The following is a 25,902-nucleotide window of genomic DNA, read 5'->3' as shown; positions in this document are numbered from 1 at the left end:
TGCGCCTGCATATTAATTCATTTCGCCAACGCACCCCCGTCCCACCACCTTCCCTGTAAGAGCTGTTAGGCCGAGCTAAACACGCGGCAACTTAACGGCGCCAACCAGACTTTTCAGGTCTTCAATGCCGTGGCGTTGCATGTACTCACGGATGCCTTGGAGCACGTGCAACGAGGTTTGCGGTTCATAAAAATTGGCCGTGCCCACAGCCACGGCGGAAGCCCCCGCGATGATGAATTCGAGGGCGTCCTCGGCGGATTGAATACCGCCCATGCCAATGATGGGGATTTTAACCGCCCGGGCGGCCTCCCACACCAGTTTGACGGCGATGGGTTTGATGCAGGGGCCGGTCAAGCCTCCGGTGATATTTGCCAGACGCGGCCGGCGGGTTTCTATGTCTATGGCCATGGCGGGAAAGCTGTTCATGATGGAAAGACCATCACTGCCGGCAGCTTCGGCGGCCTGGGCAAACGGGACGATGCTGGGCACATTGGGGCTTAGTTTGGTGATTAAGGGCAGGCGTGTGGCTTTTCGGCAGGCGGCAACAACCTTCTCCAGCAAGCGCACATCTGTGCCAAAATGGGCGCCGCCTTCCTTGATATTCGGGCAGGAGACGTTGAGTTCAAGTCCACCCACCCCCTCCAGCGCATCGAAACGACGGGCCACTTCCGCGTATTCGTCCACCGTGCAACCCCAAATGTTGATGATAACCGGCACCTGGAGGGTTTTGAGAAATGGCCAGTATTTCTCAATGAAACCGTCCACTCCCGGGCCTTGCAGGCCAATGGCATTGATGAGACCGCACGCTACTTCCACCGTGCGCGGAGTGGGATTGCCGCGGACAGGCTCAAGCCGTATGCCTTTCACCACCACCGCGCCCAGTTGATTCAAATCCAGAAGGCGTGCGTATTCCACCCCGTACCCAAACGTGCCGGAAGCCACGGTGACCGGGTTGGGCATGACGAGGGAGCCGATGCGGACAGACCAGTTCATGCCATCACCTCCCAGGCAATGGAGTTGGCGGTAAAAACCGGCCCTTCAGTACAGGTGCGCTGGTATTCCCAGCCTTCACTGGTGCGAACGGGGATGACGCAGGTCAGGCATACTCCCACGCCGCAACACATGTGTTCATCCATGGACAGTTCCGCCTCTACGTTGAACTCGTGCGCCAGTGCGCTGACGGCCTTCAACATGGGCGTCGGGCCGCAAGCATACAGGCGCACCCCACTGGCGTCGCGCTCCAGTTCCTCGCGCAAAGGCAGAGTGACCAGCCCGCGTCTGCCGTAGCTGCCGTCTTCAGTGGCCGCCCGCACTTCCCATCCCAACGCGCGGAATTCGGCCTCGCATAAAATGTCTCCCTGCTTGCGACCCCCCACAAATACCACGCCGGCGCGAGGAGCGCGTTCGGCCAATAAATAGAGGGCTGCCATGCCATAGCCGCCAGCCACCAGCAGCGGCCTGATTTGCGGGGAGGCGGGAACCGTAAAACCGTGACCGAGCGGGCCGATGGCATTCATCATTTGCCCCGGTTTGAGGCGTGCCAGTTGATGCGTGCCTTTGCCCACGGTTTTGTAAAGTACCGACAACGTCTGGTCTTTGACCTGATAAATGCTGAAGGGACGGCGCAGCAGGGCCTCCCGCAGCAAGGGAATCCGAAGGTGCACGAATTGTCCCGGTTGCGCTTGCGGAGCAATGCGGTCGGCTTGCAATACCAGGCGGTGGTACTGTCCGGTAAAATTCTCATTGGCCAGAATGATGACATCCTGTTCAACCATGCGCGGCGAGCATGGGAGCCAGACGCATTCCTGTCAATCTCAGGGTGGCGCGAAAATGCTGTACCCACGCGCCAACAATAATTGGCGTGTATCCTCCGTCGAGGTCAGCAATCGTGTGTGCCGCAAGGTGGGACAATCGAAAAGCTGCGGTTTATGACCGTATGCCGTGGGTAAAGGGTATCTTTTTGCTTTGCAGTTTGGATTTTTTGCCGTATAGCTTGCCATGTACCTGTTAGCAGCGTCCGAAACGCAGCGCATGTTAAAGGCCTGAACATGTTCGAGAAACTCAAACAACTTTTCAAAAAGCCGGCGCCTGCTCCGGCCATTACCAAGCCCGCTTCTGCAGCCCCTGCAGCTCCGGCTCCTGCTGCGCCTCCCAAGCCCGCCGGAGCACCTGCGCCTCCGGCTCCGGAAAAGCCAGCGGCGGCACCTGCGCAACCAGCGCCGTCAGCAGTTCCTGTGTCACGCGCTGCCACGGGTGATGAATTGCAACTACCGCTCCAGGTTATCATGGATAAATTGCCGCCGACGCTAAAGCCCAAGGTGGCCAATCCCAACGAGATGCTTCTGATTCCCAAGAAATTGGTGACCCAGCAATTGCCCTCAGGCGCAGTGCGCTTCTCGTTTGGGGATTTGCGCCGCATGACAGCCGCCGGGGCTTTGTTGGCGGCCGGCGAGGACGACCAGAAAATGGTGGAAATTCCTTTGAGCGAGGTTTTATCAAGGCTTTCCCCCTCGGATTTTGGCCGGCGGACGGACCAGAAGGTCATTGAGATTCCCGAAGACGTGGCAGGTTTGTTTGGGCCCAAAGGTGAGCCGGTAACCCCGCCCAAAACCACGGTGATTGGCGTTGCGCCGGTGGAAACACCCGCCCAAAAACAGGTACCCGCGCCGACGCCTGCTCCCAAGCCTGCTGCACCACCGCCCCCGCCCCCGAAACCAGTGGCGGCACCGGCTCCTGCAACCAAAGCTGTGGAACCTCCGTCACCACCGCCGCCGCCCCCACCGCCGCCCCCTGCCAAACCCGCCGAACCTGCCGGTCCGCTCAAAGTTTCTGCCGATTTGTTGCAACAAATGACGGCGGCCACCGCGGCCAAACCCGCAGCTCCCGCACGGGCGCCTGCTGCCGCGCCTGCACCGGCGGCGGAGCCTGCCGCAGCTCCCACGGCGCCGCCGGGAATGGTGGCCGTTCCCGTTTCGGCTGTGAGCGGAAACTGGCCGGAGCCTATAAAGGCCGAAATCCAACAGTTGAAATTGTCCGAGGGGACTCTGCTCGTGCCAGTGGAGGAGATGGGCAAGGCGTTGAAGACCGGCAAAGTGGCGTTTGGATGGGGACAATTGTTAAGCTGGACCAATCCTTCCCTGAAAACCACCCAGGCCAATGTGACCGTGGAACTGGCGCTTAAAGTGGTGGCGCCGCTCTTCCTTGCGGTTTCCAAACTTCCCACTCCCCAGAAAAAGGTGGAGGTGGACCCCAATATCCCGGATATGTTTGTGGGCAAAGGCGCGTCGGCAGCGCCTGCTGCTCCTGCAGCGCATGCAGCTCCGGCGGTCGCTCCGTCTCCTGCTCCTGCCGCAGCGCCCAAACCCGCCCCAGCCCCAGCCGCTGCCCCCGCACCAGCGCCGGCCGTCCCGCCCGCCAAACCGGCAATCACCCTCAAGACGCCGGCAGAAGCAGTGCAAGCGGTGATTAAACTGCCCGGGATTGCCGGGGCGGTGGTGGCATCCGAGGATGGTTTGTCGGTGGCTGCTCAGGTGTTGCCGCCCCTGGCAGGCGATAAAGTGGCGGCTTTTGCTCCGCAACTTTTTCAGCGCACAGCCCAGTATGCCCGGGATTTGGGCGCGGGAAATTTGGAAGGACTTACCTTCACTTGCAATGGCGCCGCATGGCGTGTGAGCAAGTGCGGGAAGGTGTATCTGGCGGTGGTCAGCCAGCCTCAGCGACCGCTCCCGCTGGCGGAACTGGCGCAGTTGGAACGTGAGCTGTCGAAAATGTAACCCCCAAACAACCTATGGCGATTATCAATCAAGCCACGAAAGAGCTGCAGGTCAAAATCGTTTATTACGGGCCGGCCAAATGTGGCAAGACCACGAATCTGGAGCAGGTCCATGCCAATGTGCAAGTGGCCAGCCCGGAGGCCAAGGGCAAAATGGTTTCCCTGGCCACCAGCTCCGACCGCACCTTGTTTTTCGACTTCATGCCTTTGGAGGCCATGGCCATCAAGGGCTACAAAACCAAGTTCCAGCTCTATACCGTGCCCGGCCAGGTGATTTACAACACCACCCGTCAATTGGTGCTGCGCGGTGTGGACGGCATTGTTTTTGTGGCCGACAGCCAGTACGACAAGATGCAGGAAAATGTAGAGAGCTTTCAGAACTTGATAGACAACTTGAAATCGCTCAAGTTAAACCTCGACGACATCCCCTACGTGCTGCAATACAACAAGCGCGACCTGCCGAATGTAGCCCCCATTGAGTACATGGAATTCCTGCTCAACAACCGCGATGTGCAAGTCCCGTCGTTTCCGGCCACGGCAACGAAGTGCGAGGGGGTGTTTGAGACGATGAACATGATTGTGCGCATGTTGTTGCATAAATTCATCAATTTGGGCGGCAGAAAAATTGCGTGATATGGGTTTCCCGCAATTGATCGAGGAGGATTTTCAGTGCCTGGATCAGGCCCTGAAAGAGCTGCTCGGCAAGACCGATGCCGATGCCGCCCTCCTGGTCGAAAAAGCCGGCCATTTGATTCATCTGGCCGGCGAGCAAAACGCCTTTCCTCCAGATGTTCTGGCCACGTTGGCCTCCAATTCTTTCAATGCTGTCCAGTTCATGGCCGGCCTGCTGAATGAAGACAAGTTTCCAGGGCTTTATCAGCAGGGCGAGCGTTGCAGCACGCTCATGCTCAACGTGGACGAGCATTGCATGCTCGTCATCATTTTCCGCGCTGACATCAGCGTGGGCGCCGTGCGGTATTACGCTCAGGAAACGGCCAAAACCATCGCCAACCAAATCAAGGTGGCGCAGGAACGAGCGCCCTCGGTGAGTTTTGATTTAACCGACCTCAATGTGGCGGACGTGCAGGCCCTTTTCCGCCGCAAGGACGAATCTCCCGCCTCAGCGCCCGCTGCCGAAGCTGCGCCGGAAGGCGCTGTGGCAGCCGACCCTCCTGAACCTGAAACGCCAATGGAACCGTTAATGGCCAAGCGCAGTCCTTACATTGTCACGCTCAATGCGGGCGCCCACTGGTGGTGCGCCTGTGGCCGCTCCCAAAACCAGCCGTTTTGTGATGGAGCGCACAAAGGCACCGGCCTCAAGCCCCTGCAAGTGGAAGTGGCGGAAAGCAAGCGCGTGGCATTGTGTGGATGCAAGCATACGCACAATCCACCCTATTGCGATGGTACTCACGCCAAGCTGCCGGTGTCATAGAGCCCAGGCAGGCGGGCAGCGATGGGGGCAAGTTTTCTCCCGCAGGTGAGGTAACTACTCACCTCAGGCGCTTTTCGCCTGGGCGGTTGAGTTGGCGTGGGCGCAGAATGCGTGCGATGGCGTGGTGACTTTAGGGGAGGGCGAACTCGCTCCGATGGCGTTCAACGCTGAAGCCGGTTTGGCGGCGGATTTTGACGATTTGGCCTTCCAGGCCGGGGGGAGCTGGCGCGGGCCAGCGTGCCTTTCAGCCAGCCTGCCATTGTGACCATTCCTTTGGGATTCCTGGTGTCGGTCGTGGTCGCGTTGCTTACCAGCAAACCCCCGGAGCAACCCAAACCCGCCGTGTAAGCTGTCTGGTGCCAAGGAGGGTACTCCGGCGGATGGAGTCGCCTAGCGGTCGGTTTGGATGCGCTTGATGGCCCAGCGGGCGTGTTCTGCGATGAGTGGCTCAGGGTCTTGGACGGCCTTTTCCAGAAAAGGTAGGGCTTCTGTTCTGCCCAAGTTGCCCAAGGCGACGCACACATTACGCAGCAAGCCTCGGCGTTTGCTTCTTTGCAGGGGGGTACCTTGAAATCTTTGCCGGAACCCAGCCTCGTCCAATTGCAGCAATTCCAGCAAATCTGGCGCCTGCAAGTCCTGCCGGCCCCACCGTTGAAGCAGGGGCGAGGCTTCGCCGGCAAAGCGATTCCAGGGACAAACTTCTAGACAGTCATCACAACCGAAGATGCGCGTGCCTATTAGAGGTCTCAACTCCTCCGGGATTGCACCTTTTAATTCGATGGTGAGATAAGAGATGCAACGGCGGGCATCAAGGGTGAAGGGTGCAGTGATGGCCCGGGTGGGGCAGGCCGCCAGACAGCGGGTGCACGTGCCACAACGATTGCGTTCGGGGGTATCAGGCGGTAAAGCCACGGTGGTCAGGATTTCCCCCAACAAAAGCCAGTTGCCATGATGGCGGTTGATGAGCTGGCTGTGTTTGCCAATAAAACCGATGCCAGCTCGTTGAGCCAGGGCGCGCTCGAGGATGGGGCCGGTGTCCACGTACCAGAGGCTGCGCGTGCCGGCACCGCCTTCGCGATTCAGCAAGGCGGCCAGTTCAGCCAGCTTTCCCCCCAGGATTTGATGATAGTCCGCACCACGGGCGTACCGTGCAACAAATCCTGCTCCGGCGGGGGGCGGGGCGGGGGGAGCCGGATAAGCAGCCGCTACACAGACCACACTGCGGACTTCAGATAAAATGGCCTGCAAGTCTTCGCGTTTGGGCAGGGAGCGGGCCATCCATTGCATTTCGCCGTGAAAACCCGCTTGCAGCCATTGACGCAGGCGTTGGTCCGGATCGGGGGGGCGGGCATCCGTTACGCGGCAAAGGGAGAAGCCCAACGCGCGGGCGGCCTTCTGCACGGCGTTTTTAAGCTGCTCAGACATGGGATTAGCCGCTGGCGGCCTTACGGTTTTGAAACTCGTGGAGGATGTGCTGCACAATTTCGCGCGACGGCCGGCCGTCAGAGGAAACCAGCAGGTCAGCCTGGCGATAAAAAGGCTCGCGCAGGACCAGGAGTTCACGGATGCGGCTTAAAGGATCGGGGTGTTGCAGCAATGGCCGGTGGGTATTGTGGCGCACGCGCTCGAAGATGGTTTCCGGCGATGCCCAAAGACATACTACGTAGGAGTGTTGGCGAAGTTTTTCCAAATTGTCCTGGTAACAAGGCAATCCGCCGCCAGTGGCAATGACGGTATGCTGGCGCTTGGCAAGGTCAGTCAAGACTTGCTGTTCCAGGAAGCGGAAGTGCGCTTCGCCAGCTTGGTTGAAGATTTCGGGAATGGATTTTCCGGCGGCGGCTTCAATCCAATGGTCCGTATCCAGGAAATCATAGCCTAACTGCGAGGCCAGCATCCTTCCGATGGTGGTCTTGCCGGTGCCCATGAAACCAATAAGCGCAAGATTGGTAATATTTCGCACAACGGTCACAGCAAGAAGATAATCACTGGCCCCGCCGCGTGCAGCTTAATTTATGGATGGGAGGGCCGTAGAGAGGCACGCCCTCCAGGCGAAGCCTTTGAGGTTACCCCTGCAAGGGGGGCAGACACGCCACCTGCCAGCGGGCTCAGTCTTCGCGGAAAAGGTATTCCAAATCGGCCTGCGTGAGACTGCGAGTGAAGCCTTCTTCGCCCAGCACATCCGCAATGGTTTGTGCCTTGCGTTGTTGCAAATCCCAGATTTTTTCCTCCACGGTGCCCGGGCTAATCAGCCGGTAGGCGTTGACGGTGCGCGTTTGCCCGATGCGATGCGAGCGGTCAATGGCCTGCGCTTCGACAGCCGGATTCCACCACGGGTCATAAAGAATGACATAACTGGCCGTGGTGAGGTTCAACCCCGTGCCTGCAGCCCGCAAGCTCAACAGAAATACTGAGGCATGGGGGTCGTTTTGGAAGGCCTGAACCACCGCCTGGCGTTCCTTCGTTTCGCCGGTGAGGATGTGAGTGGGAATGTTGCGTTGTTGGCATTCCTTTTCCAGCAACCGGAGCATTTGCACGAATTGCGAGAAAAGCAAAACCTTGTGGTTTTGGGCTAACAAAGGTTCCAGCAGTTCAAACAGGGTTTCAGTTTTGCCAGACGGTGAGTCGTTGCCCACCAGGGCGGGATGACAGCAAATTTGCCGCAACCGGGTCAGCGCGGCCAGCACATGCATCTTGCTCTTGTTCAGGCCTTTTTCGGCGACGATTTGCGAGATTTGCTCGCGGCTGCGGCGCAACTCCGCCAGGTAAAGTTTGCGTTGTTGCTCGCCCAGCTCGCAGTCACGGCGCTCTTCAATGCGGTCCGGCAGGTCTTTGGCCACCTGTTGTTTGAGGCGGCGAATCATGATGGGCCGCAGCCGGGCCGAGAGACGGCGGCGCGCGATGCGTAATTGCGTCAGAGCTTCCTCGCCATCCCCGGCGACCTTCGGTTCGTATAATTCGTGGAAATGCTCTTGCGTGCCAAGATAGCCGGGCTGGATGAAATCGGTGATGCTCCACAGGTCCAGCAGGCGGTTTTCCAGCGGTGTGCCCGTGAGCGCCAGGCGCTGGTCTGCCTTAAGCTCCTTGACCGACTGGGTCACCTGGGCGGTGGGATTCTTGATGAATTGGGCCTCATCCAGAATTACGGCGCGGAAAGAAAACTTGGCCAGCTCTGTCAAGTCCCGCCGGAGCAGGGCATAATTGGTGACAATCAGATCATAATGGGGGATTTGCTTGCGCAAGTTGTGGCGGGCCTGTCCGCTTTCCAGCACCAGCACGCGCATGTCTGGCACAAACTTTTCGGCCTCACGCCGCCAGTTGTGCAGCACTGAAGCCGGGCAGATAACCAGGGAGGGCTTGGGATTTTTGGGATTTTCCTGCTTGAGCCAGGCCAGCCAGGCCAGCGTTTGCAGGGTTTTGCCCAAGCCCATGTCATCCGCCAATATGCCTCCCAGTTTGAGTCGTGTAAGATGGCAGAGAAAGTCAAAGCCTTCCTTTTGATAAGGCCGCATCTCGGCCTTGACGGTGGGCGGCAGAGGGACCGAAGGAATGCCTTTGAAATTCGCCAGCCGCTGGCGCAAGGCGCGCATTTCAGAGGTATCGGCAAAACGATTTAGTTCGGCTGGATCGAGATGAGCGGCCTGTTCCAACCCGATTTTCTGCTCGATGGGGCTGAGATTTTCTAATCCCAAATCCGCCATTACTTCATGCGCCTGGGCGAGGGCTTCGGTGTTCAACTCGACCCATCCGGCATCGGGCAGTTGCACGAAGCGGCTGGTGGCCACCGCCAGGCGCTCAAGGTCGGCCTTGGTCAGGCGCATCCCTTCCGCTTCCCATTCCGCGGAAACGCTCAACCAGTCAATGCCACTGCCCTTGACGATGAGTTTGGGCCGTAAAAGTTTGGGCTGGATGAAGAGGCGCTGGAAGGCGGGATTGCCCAGATACTCGGCCTCTTTGGGGCGGTTGGGCCAGATGGCGGCCAGCGTGCCCAGGAAGGTTTCATTGGCGTCGCCCAGCCAGAGACCGGGTTCGGGAGTGAACCAGTCCAGCCGCCGCAGCCATTGCGTGGCGGCGTCCAGCCGGGGGTCTTCCAGCACTTCCGGGTGGTTGGGGTCGGCAAAGTGGGCGGCGCCGTTGCCATTATCTCCGGCTTGACGCCGTTGCCATTCCTGGCCGGTCCAATGCCATTGGCTGCCATCCCGATCGCTGATGGCCAGCAGTTGGAGACGCACCGTGTCGCCCAGCAATTCAAAGACAAAGCGGGGCCGCGCCTGGTGGGTCACACAGATTTGATCCCAGTCCACCATGCCTTGCGCCTTCTGGCGGCGCAGATGCAGCCGCAAACGGGCGCTCAGTTTGGCAATGGGGATTTGCGCCTGGGTGTGCCAGAATTCCAACAATTCCGCCGGAGGCGGATTGCGCATCAAATAAAAGCGATGGTTGACCAATGCCAGCATGGGCCGGCCGGCAAAGAAACGCACCTCGCTCAACGGCACTTCGCGGCCGTCACCAAGTTTAACCTGGTGGGCAAGGTGCAGGTTTTGCTCCTGCGCTTGCAGCAGTGGGACGATTTCCGCCATCTCGCCAAAGAACTGGAGCGGGTCGGGGTGGCCGGACTGTTCAAGCCGCCGGGTGTGCCCCCATTGGACCAACCAGACAAGCAGCGAGGCGCCTCGCAGGCTAAGGTATTCGTTCTCGGGCGATTCCTGCCCATGTTGTTCCGCTATCCATTGAACCACCTGCCAGTCTTCTTGTGAAAATAGTTCCCGCTCGGTTTGGTTGCGGGTGCTCAATTCCAGGATTTCTCCCAATGGCCGGTTTTTAACGCCGGAACGCGGGCGATACAGATTCAGATAGACCCGCAGTTCATGCAGGCAGGGGGCGTTGTCGGCAGTGGCAACGGAGCAGAGCAGCCGCAAATTGGCGCGCGGAGCGTCCAGATGTTCCGGCGGGGGCGGGATTAGCCATTGTTCCAGCGCCTGCAGGTATTGTTGTTCGCGTTCGGCCTGGTTGCGTTCGGCCAGGCGTTGATAGTTGGCGTAGGGGGTTAATTCTGAAGGGAGCGAGCGTCCCGTGCGCAGGAATAGAAAGGCCAGCTCTTCCAGACGGATTTGTCCGTGGGCCGCCAACATGCGGGGCCACCATTCACCGTCGGCAAAATCTTTCCGCGAAAGGGACAATTTTTCAAAATAGTCCTCCAGCAGCAGCCAGGCGCGCTGGGAATCGTTGCAGCGGGAGAAAAGGTCCAGGATTTCTTTGCGTTCCGCCACGCGCTCTTTGGAATCCGTCAACTCGCGGCGTAAATCAGCCAGGGCGCCATAGGTCTGCTCCAATACGCGGTGGTGCGCGTCGTACTTGGCCGTGCCGGCCGAGTAACGGGGCGCCCGCCCGCCTTTCTTGCTCGTTCGTGCCATGTTCCAGCTCCGTCGGTTCAAACCCGAGGTGGGTTTGATAATACTTAATGATGCCACAATGATTGGCCAAATTGGTCAACAGAAAAGTGAAAGCGGTCAGCAAGTGCGCCGCTGGTTTCCGGAGGTACTGAAAAACCGCCTGCGGAGAATCTTGATTTTAGCAACCCATGTTTTCCTTTTTGTCCTTGCGGTGGGGGGGAGACCGGAAAGTGAAGAGGCCCCATGCTGACCGTGGTTTACCGGCCCTTGAGGCCCTCCTGGTTTACCAGCGGTAGCGCAGGGCCGAGGCTTTCTGGGCCAGGGCACGCGCCAATTCCAGGGCTTCGTCGGCAGGGACGTTGTGCAAATGCGGCCCCCCGCCGGTAGAAGTCTGGCCGGCGGTATCCACGCGAATGCTGGCCACGCCATGCCAGCGGTCCAGGGGGTTTTGATGCAGGATGACCGTCTGGGCGTTGCGCAGGGGCACAATCCAGGTCTTACGGCTGAGCCAGCCTTGGCGGCTCCAGAAAAAGAACTCTCCCAAGCGATAGCCCAAATGCCGATAGGCCTGGACGTTCAGGCCATAAACGACGGGAAGAAAGCCTAGCAGCCACAGGCCCGCCCAGCTCTGCCATACCAGGCAGGCGGCCGTGGTCAATAAAAGTACCATCCACGCTCCTTTGAGGGTGCCGCGGCGAATGGCGCGAGGGGAGACCCTGCGCCAGGGCGTCTGAGGTTCGCCGACCAAAACAGGCAAAATAGCTGGCAACAGGGGCTCCAGTTCATTGCGCCGAGTCACAGGCAGCAGGACGTCATGACCGCTTTTTTCCTCTTCTTCTTCGCCTGGGGCACTTCCTGCGGTATCCGCTCTGAGCGTAGCCAGTCCCAGACAACGACGCAGCCACGGTTCATCAATACGCAGCACTTGAATGCGCCGGCGGGGCAGACTGGAGGAGCGTCGGGTAAACAAGCCGTAAGTGCGTCGCAGGTCCTCGCCACATCGGCTCAGGGTGAACCCGTAAAATAACATGATGGAACCGGCCACGGAAAATACCAAACCCACGCTGAGCAAGGTCAGCGCCAGAATCAGAGCTGCGGTCCACGAAAAACCCTGGCCGGTGGTGGCAGCTTGATTCACAGATTGTTCGAGAAAGCGGCCAAGCTGCTGATAGACACTCTCCGGCAGCAAGTCATCCAATTGTTGCCAGACCACCAGGAGCACCACCAACGCCGAGGCAATATAATTAGACGTCAAACCCGCGCGCACCAAATCCCCCAAGGTCAACCGCCGTAAAATTTCTTCGGACGGCATGACAGCCTGGCTGGGGCTTTCCGCGGCGGCCGGAGCGGGAACTGCCCGCCCAGCATGCGTCAGGATGAGCGCACGCAATTTTTCCGCTTCTCCCAGCGCAAGGACGGATAGGTTGGCTTCTGCGCCCTGGCCGCCGGCGGTTTCAATTTGCAGCTCCACGACGCCCAGCAGGCGCTGAACCAAGGATTGCTCGATGCGTACGTCTTGCACGCGGGAGAGCGGGATTTTGCGTTCCAAGCGGCCCAGCAGCCCCTGGGTGGTGATGAGTTCGTGGGATGTGATGCGGTAGGAAAAGGTGAAATACCGGATTAGGGAATAGGTCAACGACAAGCCCACCATGAGCGCAATCCAAAAAAGGAACGTTCCCTCGGTGCGGCGGCCGAGAAACAGCACAATCACCAGCGGTATGAAAAAATTGCGGATGGCTTGGCCGATCGTAAGCAGGAGGGTGAAGGGATGCAGCCTGCCCTCCACCAGGGCCGCTAGTGAGCCATCGCCAGGCACGGTGCCGGTGGGTGGGGGCGGGGGCGGAATGACCGGCGGCAAGGCCGGGGGCAGCACGGGGGGCAAATTAGGGATGGGAGCTCCCGTGTTTTCCGGTTCAGACGCCATCGTCACCTCCTTTGACCACTAATTCGTCTCGCAGGCGTGCGGCTTGCGCCGCGTCCAAGCCTGGAATGACCAGTACGGCATCATGGGTGCCGGCGGTGTGAAGCGTAAGAGTGGCCAAACCCAAGGCGCGCTCCAGCGGCCCCGCGTGCAAATCCACATGCTGCAGGCGGGACAAGGGCAGCAATTGAATGGTCTTCCACCAGATGCCAAAGTGAATTTCGAGCACCATTCCATCCAGCCGGTAACCCCAGTGCTGGTAGGCTTTGGGCGGATACCATAAGAACAAAAAGACCCGCGAGGCAAAGACCAAGGCCACCAGGAGGATTGCCAGTGGCGGAGACAAAACCCGATTCCAGGCAAGCACCACTGCGGCCACCAGTGCCCCCGTCAACCAAAACGCGCCGTTAATGGCCTGACTAATCCGCCACAACCGGATTACTCGTGGGTCCAGTCGCTGAAGGGGAGGCTCGCTTTGTTGAGTGCCGTTAATCACGCAGTTACTTTGGCAAAATTGCGGCAAAATAAAACCCAATTTATTCGAGGCTGCCGGGGGGGATGCCTGGGGGGAACAGTGCGGGACAGCGGCATCTGGCTACGGGGATATAGCGATAACCCTAAGGTACTTGGGGAAATTTGGTGGAATGACGCAGCAAGCGGGGGACTTCCTTGTCCCAGCCCACTTCCACTGCGGAAAGAATCCACGTGCGCCCGCGGTCAGGATTGCCCTGGAAAAAGAGGTAGGTGCGTCCATCGTCATCTTCAAAAATGCCCGGATGTCCGCTTTCACTTTCGTTCCATGTGCCCGACCGTCCATGGGGGAGGAAAGGCTCGGTGAACCGCCGTTGCCAATGCACCCCATCCTGGCTGACGGCCACCCCAATTTGTTGAGGGTCATTGTTATATCCACCGGCGTAGAACATGACGAGTGTTTCGCCGCGTATAATGATGGAAGGGGCCTCAATGCAGCGGGTTTCCCACGGCAATTCCGGCCGCAGGAGGGGTCCGCTGCCTTGCTGTTTCCAGGAGGTGCGGCTTATGGGGCGGCGCAAGTCGGCGGTGGCAACTCCCAGCATTTGAGTACGGCCGAAAGGGTCGCGAGTCGCGAAATAGAGCCACCATTGATTGCGCCAAATCAAGGGTTCGGCATCAATGGCCCGACCGTTGTTCCAATCGCCGGTCGGGCGAAAGATTGGATTTTCGGGATGGCGCTGGAAATGTATGCCATCCCGGGAAACGGCATAACATAAAGCATCGCGCGGCCCGTTGCCGTAGGTTTGGTAAAACAGGTGAACCCGCCCTTCCCACACCCGGGCGGCTGGAGCGCACAGTCCATTTTGGTCACATTCTTGTTCCGGCCATAATTCAGCCACCTTGCGCCATTGCCGCAGGTCAGGGCTTTCGGCTATGCCCACGCTCCAGCCGCGGGGAGCAGGGGCGGGAGCCTGTTCCGGCGCGAAGGGAGGCAGTGAAAAGTACATTAAATAGCGACCGCCAAACCGAATGACACTGGGGTCTTTGGCAAAAGGACGTCCCAGACGGGATGAGTCACTAAACCAGAAATTTGGATAGGCAGGCGCGGCGCTGCCAATGAACAGGCCAAAACCAAGGCCTAAAACGGCGAAGGCCTTCTGAAACAGTCCGGGCCAGGGCGAAGCAGGCAACTTGTGCATAACTGCGTCCTGGCTTAGCCCGGTGGCCAGCGCATGTGGCGGCCGCCCAGAATGTGGCAGTGCAAATGGGGGACCGATTCGCCGCCTTCAGCGCCGTTGTTGATGACGAGCCGATAGCCGCGTTGGTCCAGCCCCAAACGGCGCGCAACCTCGGCCGCTTTTAGCAGGAGGTGTCCCAATAAGGCCTGGTCTTCAGTGGTAGCCTCGTTAATGCGCGGGATGGGTTTGCGTGGAACCAGCAGAACATGGGTTGGGGCCTGGGGATGGATGTCCTTGAAGGCGACCACCAAGTCATCTTCGTACACAATATCCGCCGGAATCTCACGGGCCGCAATTTTCTCAAAAATGGTTTTATTCATAATGATTGCTCGGGACAGCCAACCGGTTGAGTTTAGAATAATGAAAAGCCGGGGGCACGGCAAGGACATCTGGCAAGGAATGAGGCGAAGGGCCGTCTTGCCGGCATGTAATGTTCCGTGCCGAGGACGAGCACATTTCCAAGAGCCGGACGAGGGAGATGGCTTGCTTTTACGGCGGGTTTGGGGCATGGTCAGCCCCGTGATTCCTTTACCTTGGCGCCAGAACCGCCGGTCAAAAGGCTGACGGCATGTTTGCTTTGGGTGGCAGCTCAATCCAGCGCAAGTTGACGCTGATCATCACGTTGAGCAGCGTGGCCGCCCTTTTATTGGCGGCGGTGGCGTTGGTCATCTATCTCAATAACCAGGCACGGTCGGACCTGGTGCATCAACTGCAAACCCACGCCCGTTTCATCGGCAATAGCAGCATCGCGGCCCTGGTGGCCGATGACCCCGGCGTTGTGCGCGATTTGATGGACAGCCTCAAGGTGGATCGCCGCTTCATCGCCGCCCGGCTTTATGCCCAGGATGGGCGGCCCTTTGCCACCTACACCCGCGGTGATGTTCACGGTTACAATTTTCCGGCGCAGCCGCAGGGAGGGTCGGTGTGGTTTGACCCGGATGGCGTGGCGGTAGCCGAGACGATTTTGTTTCAAAATGAGCGCCGGGGCACGGTGTACTTGAAAGGGGAGCCAGCTCGTGTATCAGCAGAGTTCTGGAAGGTTTTGGGAGGGGTTTTGGGGGCATTAACTCTTCTGGTGGCCTTGGTGGCACTGCGGGTTCAGCGGTTGATTTCACAACCCATTTTGGACCTGGCGCGGGTGGCCAATGAAGTGGCTGCCAACCAGAACTACTCGCTGCGGGTCATGAAAAGCAGCGATGATGATCTGGGGCATCTGGTCGGGAGTTTTAATTGGATGCTTACCCAGATACAAGCACGCGAACAGGAGCTGCAAAAAGCGCGCGATGAATTGGAGCAGCGCGTCGCCGAGCGCACTGCCGCGCTGGTGCAGGCTAATGAATTGCTGCGCAAGGAAAACCTTGAGCGGCAGCGGGCCGATGAAGCTTTGCGTAATTCGCAGCAAAAGCTGCTTATGCACGTGCAGCAAACGCCGCTGGGCGTGATTGACTGGAATTTGGAGTTTCAGGCGATTAATTGGAATCCATCAGCCGAACGGATTTTTGGTTACACCGAAAGCGAGGCGATAGGCAAGCACGCCACGGATTTAATTTTTCCTGAAAGCGCCCGGCAGAATGTGAAGCGGTTGTGGGAGGATTTGCTGGCCGGGCGGGGGGGCAAACGGGTGGTGCATGAAAACCGGACCAAGACCGGCGCCACCATCATCTGTGAGTGGTTCAACACGCCGCTGGTTACCATTGATGGGCGCGTAGTGGGGGTTTCCTCACTGGTGTTGGATGTAACCCACCGGCAACAGGCCGAGGAGGCGCTGCGGCGTTCGGAGGAGCTGTTCAGCAAAGCTTTCCGCGCCAGCCCGCAGGCGATCAGCATCACCACCCTGTTGGGCGGGCAGTTTGTGGATGTCAACGACAGTTTTCTGGCATTGTTTGGCTATCGGCGTGAAGAAGTGATTGGCCACACCATGCAGGATTTGGGGATGTGGGAGAAACCCCAGGACCGCCTGAAACTCTTCCAGCGGCTGCAGGAGGCGCGCCGCTTCCGGGAGGAGCTTTGCCAGTTCCGCAGCAAGGACGGCAGCAGCCGGAAGGCCCTGGTTTCCGCCGAATTAATCAACCTGGGCACCGAGCCATGCACGTTGTTTATTTATCATGATATTACCGAGCGCCTCAGTCTCGAGGAGCAATTGCGGCAGTCCCAGAAAATGGAGGCTGTGGGGCGGCTGGCGGCGGGAGTGGCGCATGATTTCAACAACATTCTGACCATTATTCAGGGGCACACGGCCCTCCTCTTACGCAAGACCTCCCTGCCTCCTCCTCAATTGGAGTCGCTCAAGCAGGTGGCCGGAGCGGCGGAACGCGCCGCCAACCTGGTTCGCCAACTATTGGCGTTCAGCCGCCGCCAGGTCATGCAGACCAAAACGCTGGACTTGAACGAAACCGTGCAAAACATGGGCCGCATGCTCAACCGGATGTTGGGGGAGGATGTGGTGTTGGAATTTCAATGCGCGCCGGATCTGCCCCCCATTGTCGCGGATGTCGGCATGATGGAACAGGTGATTTTGAACCTGGTGGTCAATGCGCGGGATGCCATGCCGCTGGGCGGCCACGTGCTGATTGCCACGGCCGTGGTCAGCATCACTCCCGAGGCCAGCCGGCGGCATCCGGATGCGCGGCCCGGGCAGTTTGCCCGCTTGAGTGTCAAGGATACCGGGTCCGGTATTGATCCAGCGATCCTCCATCGTATTTTTGAGCCATTTTTCACCACCAAAGAAGTGGGCAAAGGCACCGGCCTCGGTTTGTCCATGGTTTATGGCATTGTGAAACAACATCAGGGGTGGATTGAGGTGGAAAGTGAACTGGGCCGGGGCACTACTTTTAATATTTTTCTGCCGTTTGCGCCAGCCGCGCCACCGGCGGGTGCGGAAGCGGCTGTGGGGGAGGAAACCCTGGATGGGCATGAAACTGTCCTCGTGGTGGAGGACGAGGCGGCTTTGCGGGAGTTGGTGCGCACGGTGTTGGAGTTTCATGGATACAAAGTGCTCACCGCCTCCAACGGCGTGGAAGGCTTGCGGGTGTGGGATGAGCATCAGGGGCAGGTGGACATTCTCGTCACGGACATGGTGATGCCCGAGGGCATTTCCGGGCGTGTCCTGGCCGAGCGTCTCCAAAGCCGGAAGCCTTCACTGAAGGTGATTTATTCCAGTGGTTACAGTCTGGATTTGTTTTCCAAAGACTTTACCTTGCGCGAGGGGTTCAACTTTCTGGCCAAGCCGTATCATCCCACCACGCTGGCACGCGCCGTGCGCGCTTGTCTGGATGGAAAACCGCTGCCCCCGGAGTGCAGCCCCCGCGCGGCAGCGGCCGGTCCGGCACGGCCAGGAGCATGAATCATGCGGACGGTGGCCGTACGCCGCCAAAACCGGCCGGCGTGAATCCCCAGACCACCGACGCGGCTGGATTTGCATGTTTATCCTTCAGGGACAACCTTAGAGCCTATGCTAACAGCAGTAAGCGAGGATGTTTTTAATTGTCAGTTGGATGCCGGTCGCAAAGCCGTAACGCCCTGCACGGTGGTCATCTTCGGCGCCAGCGGCGACTTGACCGCGCGCAAATTAATCCCGGCTTTGTACCATTTGTTTGCCGAAGGCATGCTGCCCGCGCCCTTTCAGGTCATTGGCGTGGCGCGCCGCCACAAAACTCATGAGACCTGGCGCGCGGAGTTGCGCGCCGCGCTGGAGCGGTTTTCACGCTCCGGCACGCCTCCGGCCGACAAGTGGCAGGCGTTTGCGGAAGGAGTGTTTTATTGCGAAGGCGACTTCAATGATTCAGCCACCTACCAGCGCCTGCGGGAAATGCTGAAGGCGGCGCCGGCTGAGGATTTACGTCGGCATTTGTTGTTTTACCTTGCGGTGGCCCCCAGCCAGTTTGGCGAGATTAGCCAGCAATTGCATGACGCCGGTTTGTTGCAGCGGCTGGGCGAGCAAACCGGCTGGCAGCGCCTGGTGGTGGAAAAGCCGTTTGGCCACGATTTGCAAAGCGCCCGGGCCTTGAATCAACATCTTCTACGGCTGGTGGACGAGCAGCAAATCTTCCGCATTGACCATTACCTCGGCAAGGAAACCGTGCAGAACATTTTAATGTTTCGGTTCAGCAACTCCATTTTTGAGCAGCTCTGGAACCGGCAACTGGTGGACCATGTGCAAATCACCGTGAGCGAACAGCACGGCGTAGGGGACCGGGGCGGCTTTTACGAAGAGGCCGGCGCCCTGCGGGATATTGGTCAGAATCATTTGCTGCAGGTGCTTGCGCTGGTGGCCATGGAACCGCCCGTGACGCTGGAAAGCGAAGCCGTGCGCAATGAAAAGGTCAAACTGCTCAAGTCCATCCGTCCCATTACTCCGGCGCAGGCCGCTACGCAGGCAGTGCGCGGCCAGTATTTTGCGGGAACTATTGACGGCCAGCCGGTGCCGGGTTACCGGCAGGAGCCGCGCGTCCGCCCGGACTCCAATGTGGAGACGTACATGGCCTTGAAGCTGCAGATTGACAACTGGCGCTGGAGTGGCGTGCCGTTTTACGTCCGCAGTGGCAAGCGCCTGCCCTTGAGCGCCAGCGAGGTGCGGGTGCAGTTTCGTCCCGCTCCCAATGTGTTGTTTGCCGCGCAATGCGGCCTGCAACTGGACGTCAACGCCATCACCCTGCGGCTGCAGCCGCATGAAGGCATCTCCCTCCGTTTCAACGGCAAGGTGCCCGGCTCCAGTTTGCGGGTGCGGCCGGTGCGCATGCATTTCAGCTACAACACGGAGTTTGGGGCCTACACCCCCGAGGCGTATGAGCGCCTGTTGTTGGAGGCGCTGGCGGGCGATGCCACGTTGTTTATCCGCAGCGACGAAGTGGAGGCGGCCTGGAGCCTGGTGGACCCCATTCGCGAAGCGTGGTCGGCCCCGTTGTCCAATCGGGAGTTCTATGCGGCAGGCACCTGGGGACCCGTGGCCGCCGACGAATTGATGGCCCGGGACGGCCGGGAATGGCGAAACCCCCAGCCAGCGGCCTGAAAGGATGGGCGGCATCGCGAAGGAGGTGGACTTCCCCGCGCGTTGTTGAAGGACGCGCCTGAGAGGTTCCGTGTCGGCGCCGGTCGCAACCAGCCGTTCAGGGAGCCGGAGGTTGCAAACCTTAGCCGGCGCCTTGGGCCGATTGGGGGGGGTCGCCTTTGAGCAGGGCCACGGCGTAGTCGCGGTTCAGGCGGGCAATGAAATCCAGGCTGATGTTTTTCGGGCAAACTGCTTCGCAAGAACCGGTCACCGTGCAGGCGCCAAATCCCGCTTCGTCCATGGCCTCCACCATGGCCTTGGCGCGCCGCCAGCGTTCCGGCTGGCCTTGTGGCAGGAGGCCCAGATGGGAGACCTTGGCCGCCACGAAAAGCATGGCGCTGGCGTTTTTGCAGGCAGCCACGCACGCGCCGCAACCAATGCAGGCCGCTGCGTCCATGGCGCGGTCGGCATTTTCCTTGGGCACTGGAATACTGTTGGCATCCGGCGCGCTGCCGGTGCGGACGGAGATGAACCCGCCCGCCTGCATGATTTTGTCAAAGGCCTTGCGGTTGACGATGAGGTCTTTAATGACGGGAAATGGTTTGGCCCGAAAAGGCTCCACGATGATGGTATCGCCATCTTTGAAGCTGCGCATGTAGGTCTGGCAGGTGGCCACACCGCGATGTGGCCCGTGCGGTTTGCCATTAATGACCAGCGAACAGGTGCCGCAGATGCCCTCCCGGCAGTCGTGGTCAAAAGCAATAGGCTCCTGACCCTTGAGGGTGAGGTCCTCGTTGACCACATCCATCATCTCCAGAAAAGACATGTTCGGGTTCAACTCCGGCGTCTCGTAAATCTCGAAGGCGCCGGGGGCGCTGCCGTTTTTCTGCCTCCAAACCTTGAGTTTGACTTTCATAGAACGATCGTCCCGTTGAAAAATTATTTGTAGCTGCGCGTGCCCATTTTGACCTCTTCGTACACCAGCGGTTCGGTGTGCCGCACGGGCGCTTTGTTGGGGCCTTGGTACTCCCACACCGCAACATGGGCAAAGTTGGCGTCGTCCCGTTTGCACTCGCCGTCTTCGTACTGGTATTCCTCCCGGAAATGGCCGCCGCAGGATTCGCGGCGCTCCAGAGCGTCCAGGCACATCAACTCGGCCAGTTCCATGTAGTCGGCCACGCGGCCGGCGCGTTCGAGAGCCTGGTTCAGATTGTTATCTTCGCCGGGCACGTTCACATTTTTCCAGTATTCCTCCCGCAGGGCGGGAATAAGCTGAAGGGCCTTCTTGAGGCCGGCTTCATTGCGGGACATGCCGCAGTATTCCCACATGATGTTGCCCAGCTCCTTGTGGAAGGAATGCACGGTGCGTTTGCCCTTGGCCGACAGCAGCCGCTTGATGATCCAGCGCACATTTTCCTCGGCTTCCTGGAAGGCCATGTGGGAGGTGGACGGGCGTTTACCCGGGTCCTGGGTGGCCAGGTAGTTGCCGATGGTGTAAGGGATGACGAAATAACCATCCGCCAGTCCCTGCATGAGGGCGCTGGCGCCCAGGCGGTTGGCGCCGTGGTCGGAAAAGTTGGCTTCGCCCAGCACAAACAGCCCGGGGATGTTGCTCATCAAGTGGTAATCCACCCACAAACCGCCCATGGTGTAATGCACCGCCGGATAAATGCGCATCGGCACCTGGTAGGCGTTTTCGTTGGTAATTTCATGGTAGATGTCGAAGAGATTGCCATAGCGCTCGCGCACCTTGTCCACCCCCAGCCGCTTGATGGCATCCGAAAAATCAAGATAAACACCACGTCCCGTTTCCCCCACGCCCCGGCCTTCATCGCATACGCGTTTGGCGGCACGGGAGGAGACATCCCGCGGCGCCAGATTGCCAAAGCTGGGATAAATCCGCTCCAGGAAATAATCGCGTTCCTCCTCGGGAATTTCATTGGGCGGGCGTTTGTCGCCCGCTTTTTTGGGCACCCAGATGCGCCCGTCATTGCGCAGCGATTCGCTCATCAGGGTCAGTTTGCTCTGGTAATCGCCGGTGACGGGGATGCAGGTGGGATGAATCTGGGTAAAGCAGGGATTGCCAAAGCCGGCCCCGCGTTTGTAAGCGCGCCAGATAGCCGTGGCATTGGATTGCCGGGCGTAGGTGGTCAAATTAAACACGTTGCCATAACCGCCGGTGGCCAGCACCACCGCGTCGGCATTGTGCCGGCTGATTTCGCCGGTGATGAGGTTGCGGACGATGATGCCTTTGGCTTGTCCCTCCACCACCACCAAGTCGAGCATTTCGTAGTGCGTGAAGGATTGCACCGTCCCCGCGGCCACCTGCCGCATCAATGCCGAGTACGCGCCCAGCAGGAGCTGTTGACCGGTTTGGCCGCGCGCGTAAAAGGTGCGGGAGACCTGCGCGCCGCCAAAAGAACGATTGTCTAGCAACCCGCCGTACTCCCGGGCAAAGGGCACGCCTTGCGCCACGCACTGGTCAATGATGTTTACGCTCACTTGGGCCAGCCGGTACACGTTGGCCTCGCGGGCGCGGAAATCCCCGCCCTTCAGCGTGTCATAAAACAGCCGGTAAACTGAGTCGCCATCATTTTGATAATTCTTGGCGGCGTTGATGCCACCCTGAGCCGCAATCGAGTGTGCCCGGCGGGGGCTGTCGTGATAAACAAAGTTTTTCACCTTGTAACCCAGCTCGCCCAGGGTGGCGGCGGCGGAAGCGCCTGCCAGGCCGGCGCCCACCACGATGATTTCGTATTTGCGTTTGTTGGCCGGGTTGACCAGCTTGTTTTCAAACTTGCACTTGTCCCATTTCAGGGCCAGCGGACCTGAGGGAATACGGGAATCGAGTTTCATGTTACTTCAAAGGGTTGGCCTTGAGGTTCTGGGGGTCGGCTTTGGATGCCGGCAGGCTTTTAATCATGGCTGCCTGTGCCACGGCTTTTTCCAAATGAGTCCTGCCAAGACCCAAAAGCACTGCCGCCGGGATGGAGAGATAGCCCACCACCAGCACCAGGGCGATGACTTTGGCGGCTTTTTCTATGAGCGGGCTGTACACGTGATTGCGAAAACCAAGGGATTGGAACATGGCGGCGATGCCGTGGCTCAGATGGAAGCACAGCAAGCCGACGCCAATCGCGTAGCAAAGAGAAATCCACGGGTTGCTAAAGCCCGCCACCATCATGGCATATACATCGGGACGGGTCTCGCCGGTGGGAAGCATCTCCTTCAAATCCTGAAACTTGAGCGCCGTTGCCGGGGCGCTGGTCTTAACCACACTCAAGGAGTCAATTTTGATGGTGTAGTGAAGCAGATGAAATACGATGAAGCTGGCCACCACAAGGCCTCCCACCAACATGGTGCGCGAGGCGAGGCTGGCGGCAAACGGTGGTTGCCCGTGCGCATATTCCATGGGCCGGGCGGCCCGGTTGTCCAAGGTCAGGCGAATGGCCGAAACGATGTGCAACACCACCATCGTCAGCAGGAAAAGGCGCACCGGCCACAACAACTCCACATTGCTTTGCAGGAAATGCGCATACCGATTGATGGCTTCCGGCCCCAGGAAAATCTGGAGATTGCCCACCATGTGGCCGATCACAAACAGCACCAGAACAACCCCTGAGAGGGCCATCAGGTATTTCTTCCCCAACGAGGAATTCCAAATACGCAAGACCAAGTTCATGGAATAAAATTATGTCATTGAAGGGCGCAGACGCTCTGCGCACATATGGCGCAAGAGATTAAAGAAAGTCTTGACATCGTCAATCATGTTTTAATGGATTAGTAAATCTAATACTTGAGCTTTTGCGCTGGCTTCGGACAAGCTGGGCGGAAGCAGGAGCAGGGGGGCTCAGGTGTTTAATCCAGAAATGAGCAAATGCCCGCCGGCCAGTTCGACCACCGTGGGCACCTCCAAGAGGGAGGTAATCTGGCCGGCCGTTTTGTGCAAGGCTCCGCGCACCAAATGCAGTGACTGGAGGCCGGCCGAGCGGGCGCCTTCGACGTCTTCCAGAAAATGATCGCCGACATGCAGGATTTGTTCCGGGGGCAGTCCAAGCTGCCGCACCGCGACTTCATAAATCACCGGGCTGGGCTTGTGGAAGGCCACCTCGCAGGAGGGAATGATGACATCAAAAAAGCCGGTGAGTTTGAAGGCAGCAAGCAGCGTCCGCAGGCGGTTGTCCCAATTGGAAATCACGCCGAGAGGGATGCCATGACTGGCCAGTTCATCGAGGGTGGGGAGGACATCCTCAAACAAATGCCAGCACTCCACCCGGGCGAATTCCTCGTAAAGGGCGGGATAAAAGGCGTCAGGCAACCGTGCGGCGTGCAGGCCAAAGGTGCGGCGCACGAGGGCAAACCAGGCGTCCTGCGTGTAATCAAATTCTCCTTTTTGCCGCCATTCGCGTTGGAAGTTTTCCTCCAGTTCCGCAGCCGTGACATCACGCAAGCCAAACGCATCTGCCACACGGGCATAAATCTCACCCACGGGCGCGGCAGGCCGGAGCAGCGTGCCACCCGCGTCAAAAGTTACGGCTCGTATGGGTTTGGTGTCGAGCATGTGTACGGGTTCATTGATAGCCTAGTCTGTGCCGGAGACCAAATGTTTTTTATTGCTGCTGGGCGTAGCGCTCCAGCGGGTGGCAAAAAGAACATGGCCCACCCAAGGTGCAACCCTAAAAGACTCCCCGCTGGATGTCTTGCGCGTCTTTCCCTGGACCCATTGCTGTTGTGGCCGCTCAAACCTTTTCTGCATTAGGATTGGCATCAGCCATGGCTATTGGTAGGCTTGAATACATGAAATCACGCTTGTTCACACCGGGATTTGTTTATGGCCTCGTGGGGGTTGCGCTCTGTTTGTTGGGGCCGGGGTGTGGGGTGACCACCACCCACACCAAGCAGGGACAATCCCTTTTTAATGGCAAGGATTTGAGTGGCTGGGAGGGTGCGCCTGGCTGGTGGCAGGTGAAGGATGGGGTGCTGGTTTGTGAGAGCACGCCCGAGAAACCTTGCAAGCAAAGTCATTATTTGATTTGGAAAGGGGGCGAGCCTTCTGATTTTGAGTTTCGCTGCCAGTGGCGCATTACCGGGCCGGCCAATTCCGGGATTCAATTTCGCAGCAAAGCTTTGCCGAATTTTGACACTTGGGGGTACCAGGCAGACATTGACGCCGCGGGTGAATACGTCGGCTGTTTGTACCAGCATGAGCGCGGGCTGGTGGCCCAGCGTGGGGAAAAGGTGCATTTCGACAAGGACGGCAAACGCACGGTGACCACTTTTGCCAAGTCAGAAGAGCTGCTCAAAGTCATCAAGGCAGGAGACTGGAATGAGTATCGCATTTGGGCGCAAGGCCCGATAATCAAACTGTGGATTAACGGGGTTTTGATGTGTGAGGTGGAGGATTATCAGCCCCGATTTGCTTTGCCCAAGGGGGTGATTGCCTTGCAGATGCATCAAGGGCCGCCCATGAAGGTGGAGTTCAAGGAATTGTATCTTACCGATTTAAGTCCTTCCGCTTCGGCGAAACGTTGAAGCTTGGGGGATGGCCGGACTCAGGGCAGTTTGGCGGGGTCCACGACGGCGTGTTTGATACGCAGGCGCTTCCATGTGTAAGTGATGTGCAATAGCCCGTCACGAGTTTGAATGATGGCGGGGTAGGAATACTCGCCGGGTGAGTCTTCCAGCGTCAGCACTGGTTGCCATTGCTGGCCATCCGTGGACAGGGCGAGGTTCAAGGGCGTGCGCCCACGTTCCGTGTGATTGTACACCAATACATGGCGCCCGTCCTTCAGTGTCAGTGCATCCGTGCCAGCATTGGGATTAGGCAGTTCCAAGGTGGTCATTTTCCCCCAGGTACGTCCCCCATCGGTGGACCATATTTGAAAGACCTTGCCCTGCCGGGTGCGGCCTACCGCTTGCAAACGGCCATTGGGGTGCACCAGAAGGCTGGGTTGGATGGCGCCCAATTCCTTGCCATCGTTCACCGGCCCGATTAATTCCCATGTGCGCCCAAGGTCTGGTGTGCGCTCAAAGTGCACCCGCCAGCCGGCATGTTCGGAGCTGGAGCCGCAAAGAATATCCCCATTGGGCAGTTGAATTGGCTTGTTCTTGACCGGCCCCAGAATGTCCTCGGGCAAACGGCGGGGCAGGCTCCATGTTTGCCCTGCATCGTCAGAAGTCATCAACATGCCCCACCATTGCGAAGGGCTGGGGCCGACTTTGTAAAAGAGCAGGAGCGGACCCTGGCGAGGTTGGAATAGAACCGGATTCCAACAGGGATAACGTTTGGCTGCGTGCTGGATGCCATTGGCTACTTCCACGGGCACACTCCATTGGCCGCCGCGATGGCGGGAAAACCAGATGCCAACATCGGGGTTTTGCTCATGGCGTCCGCCAAACCAAGCCACGGCCAGGCCCTCTGCCGTTTCCACGATGGTGGAGGCATGGCATTGGGGAGTGGGTGGTTGTTCAAAAATAAATTCACTTTGAAGAAGTGCATTGGAGGACATGGCAGCCGCAGGTGGAGGCGTTTGAGACAGGGCCAAGCTGCTCCCAATAACAAGGGCAATCAGACAGTCCAGCCAAACCGGGTGAAGGCGTTGCATGATGCTCATACTGGTAATTTAACCGCCGCGGGCAAGAACAAACACGGCAGGCATTCCCGCGGGATGGCCGCAAGGTTCAAATC

At 58.9% G+C, this 25,902-nt stretch carries 21 protein-coding genes; 6 read left to right on the top strand and 15 right to left on the bottom strand.

Translation table 11 applies throughout. The annotated features are described in order from the left end of the window. Positions 1 to 75: 75 nt before the first annotated feature. The 3 genes from NXS98_RS05255 to NXS98_RS05245 all read right to left on the bottom strand — a co-directional run bounded on the left by NXS98_RS05255 (position 76) and on the right by NXS98_RS05245 (position 2,241). On the bottom strand, positions 76 to 993 hold the full coding sequence (locus NXS98_RS05255; protein ID WP_283847425.1) for a dihydroorotate dehydrogenase: 918 nt from the start codon (positions 991 to 993) through the stop codon (positions 76 to 78). Further along, positions 990 to 1,775, bottom strand: coding sequence for a dihydroorotate dehydrogenase electron transfer subunit (locus NXS98_RS05250; RefSeq protein ID WP_283847424.1), 786 nt, complete (start codon positions 1,773 to 1,775; stop codon positions 990 to 992). The genes NXS98_RS05255 and NXS98_RS05250 overlap by 4 nt, the downstream gene beginning before the upstream one ends. A gap of 325 nt (positions 1,776 to 2,100) precedes the next feature. Further along, on the bottom strand, positions 2,101 to 2,241 hold the full coding sequence (locus NXS98_RS05245) for a hypothetical protein (protein WP_283847423.1): 141 nt from the start codon (positions 2,239 to 2,241) through the stop codon (positions 2,101 to 2,103). 44 nt (positions 2,242 to 2,285) lie between these two features. Here NXS98_RS05245 and NXS98_RS05240 point away from each other — a divergent pair, with 44 nt between their 5' ends. From NXS98_RS05240 to NXS98_RS17760, 3 genes are read left to right on the top strand one after another with little or no spacing between them, the layout of a single operon-like run. After that, entirely contained in the window at positions 2,286 to 3,773 is a 1,488-nt protein-coding gene (locus NXS98_RS05240; protein WP_283847422.1) for a roadblock/LC7 domain-containing protein, read from the top strand. 14 nt (positions 3,774 to 3,787) lie between these two features. Continuing rightward, entirely contained in the window at positions 3,788 to 4,405 is a 618-nt protein-coding gene (locus tag NXS98_RS05235; protein WP_283847420.1) for a GTP-binding protein, read from the top strand. 1 nt (position 4,406) lies between these two features. Next, positions 4,407 to 5,204, top strand: coding sequence for a CDGSH iron-sulfur domain-containing protein (locus NXS98_RS17760; RefSeq protein WP_343214134.1), 798 nt, complete (start codon positions 4,407 to 4,409; stop codon positions 5,202 to 5,204). A gap of 390 nt (positions 5,205 to 5,594) precedes the next feature. Here the strand turns inward: NXS98_RS17760 and queG are convergent, their stop codons facing one another. From queG to NXS98_RS05190, 7 genes are all read right to left on the bottom strand, one after another. Further along, the gene (gene queG, locus NXS98_RS05220) at positions 5,595 to 6,629 is read right to left on the bottom strand and encodes a tRNA epoxyqueuosine(34) reductase QueG (RefSeq protein ID WP_283847419.1); all 1,035 of its coding nucleotides are present in this window, start codon (positions 6,627 to 6,629) and stop codon (positions 5,595 to 5,597) included. A 4-nt stretch (positions 6,630 to 6,633) separates the two neighbouring features. Next, positions 6,634 to 7,173 (bottom strand): shikimate kinase, encoded by a 540-nt coding sequence (locus NXS98_RS05215; protein WP_283847418.1) that lies wholly within the window; start codon positions 7,171 to 7,173, stop codon positions 6,634 to 6,636. A gap of 136 nt (positions 7,174 to 7,309) precedes the next feature. Next, the gene (locus tag NXS98_RS05210; RefSeq protein WP_283847417.1) at positions 7,310 to 10,615 is read right to left on the bottom strand and encodes a DEAD/DEAH box helicase; all 3,306 of its coding nucleotides are present in this window, start codon (positions 10,613 to 10,615) and stop codon (positions 7,310 to 7,312) included. Positions 10,616 to 10,877: 262 nt separating this feature from the next. After that, a complete protein-coding gene (locus NXS98_RS05205; RefSeq protein WP_283847416.1) occupies positions 10,878 to 12,467 on the bottom strand; it encodes a PH domain-containing protein in 1,590 nt (529 codons plus the stop codon). A 40-nt stretch (positions 12,468 to 12,507) separates the two neighbouring features. Then, positions 12,508 to 13,011, bottom strand: a complete 504-nt coding sequence (locus NXS98_RS05200) for a PH domain-containing protein (protein WP_283847415.1) — start codon at positions 13,009 to 13,011, stop codon at positions 12,508 to 12,510. Between the two features lie 121 nt (positions 13,012 to 13,132). Continuing rightward, on the bottom strand, positions 13,133 to 14,188 hold the full coding sequence (locus tag NXS98_RS05195) for a family 43 glycosylhydrolase (RefSeq protein ID WP_283847413.1): 1,056 nt from the start codon (positions 14,186 to 14,188) through the stop codon (positions 13,133 to 13,135). Between the two features lie 14 nt (positions 14,189 to 14,202). Further along, positions 14,203 to 14,547, bottom strand: a complete 345-nt coding sequence (locus NXS98_RS05190) for a histidine triad nucleotide-binding protein (RefSeq protein ID WP_283847412.1) — start codon at positions 14,545 to 14,547, stop codon at positions 14,203 to 14,205. A 248-nt stretch (positions 14,548 to 14,795) separates the two neighbouring features. Between NXS98_RS05190 and NXS98_RS05185 the strand changes: the two genes are divergently transcribed. Both NXS98_RS05185 and zwf read left to right on the top strand, forming a co-directional pair. Next, positions 14,796 to 17,570: a PAS domain S-box protein gene (locus tag NXS98_RS05185; protein ID WP_283847411.1), complete on the top strand. Its 2,775-nt coding sequence runs from the start codon at positions 14,796 to 14,798 to the stop codon at positions 17,568 to 17,570. 108 nt (positions 17,571 to 17,678) lie between these two features. Then, on the top strand, positions 17,679 to 19,235 hold the full coding sequence (zwf, locus tag NXS98_RS05180) for a glucose-6-phosphate dehydrogenase (protein ID WP_283847410.1): 1,557 nt from the start codon (positions 17,679 to 17,681) through the stop codon (positions 19,233 to 19,235). Positions 19,236 to 19,356: 121 nt separating this feature from the next. Here zwf and NXS98_RS05175 read toward each other — a convergent pair whose 3' ends face one another. The 4 genes from NXS98_RS05175 to NXS98_RS05160 form a co-directional block, all read right to left on the bottom strand. After that, positions 19,357 to 20,130: a succinate dehydrogenase/fumarate reductase iron-sulfur subunit gene (locus tag NXS98_RS05175; protein WP_283847409.1), complete on the bottom strand. Its 774-nt coding sequence runs from the start codon at positions 20,128 to 20,130 to the stop codon at positions 19,357 to 19,359. A gap of 23 nt (positions 20,131 to 20,153) precedes the next feature. Continuing rightward, positions 20,154 to 22,070 carry a fumarate reductase/succinate dehydrogenase flavoprotein subunit gene (locus NXS98_RS05170; RefSeq protein WP_283847408.1) on the bottom strand — a complete coding sequence of 639 codons (1,917 nt, stop codon included), beginning with the start codon at positions 22,068 to 22,070 and terminating at the stop codon, positions 20,154 to 20,156. A gap of 1 nt (position 22,071) precedes the next feature. Then, on the bottom strand, positions 22,072 to 22,896 hold the full coding sequence (locus NXS98_RS05165; protein ID WP_283847407.1) for a succinate dehydrogenase cytochrome b subunit: 825 nt from the start codon (positions 22,894 to 22,896) through the stop codon (positions 22,072 to 22,074). Positions 22,897 to 23,064: 168 nt separating this feature from the next. After that, on the bottom strand, positions 23,065 to 23,775 hold the full coding sequence (locus NXS98_RS05160) for an HAD-IA family hydrolase (RefSeq protein ID WP_283847406.1): 711 nt from the start codon (positions 23,773 to 23,775) through the stop codon (positions 23,065 to 23,067). 236 nt (positions 23,776 to 24,011) lie between these two features. Between NXS98_RS05160 and NXS98_RS05155 the strand changes: the two genes are divergently transcribed. Next, entirely contained in the window at positions 24,012 to 24,746 is a 735-nt protein-coding gene (locus NXS98_RS05155) for a 3-keto-disaccharide hydrolase (protein ID WP_283847405.1), read from the top strand. A 20-nt stretch (positions 24,747 to 24,766) separates the two neighbouring features. On the opposite strand, the gene NXS98_RS05150 is transcribed toward NXS98_RS05155, so the two are convergent. Then, positions 24,767 to 25,828 (bottom strand): sialidase family protein, encoded by a 1,062-nt coding sequence (locus NXS98_RS05150; protein ID WP_425499935.1) that lies wholly within the window; start codon positions 25,826 to 25,828, stop codon positions 24,767 to 24,769. Positions 25,829 to 25,902: the final 74 nt, after the last annotated feature.

Origin of the sequence: Fontisphaera persica (genome assembly GCF_024832785.1) — a bacterium.
Classification (GTDB): Bacteria; Verrucomicrobiota; Verrucomicrobiia; order Limisphaerales; family Fontisphaeraceae; genus Fontisphaera; species Fontisphaera persica.
The sequence above is the reverse complement of the archived record's forward strand: the minus strand, read 5'-3'. Positions and strand labels throughout refer to the sequence as shown.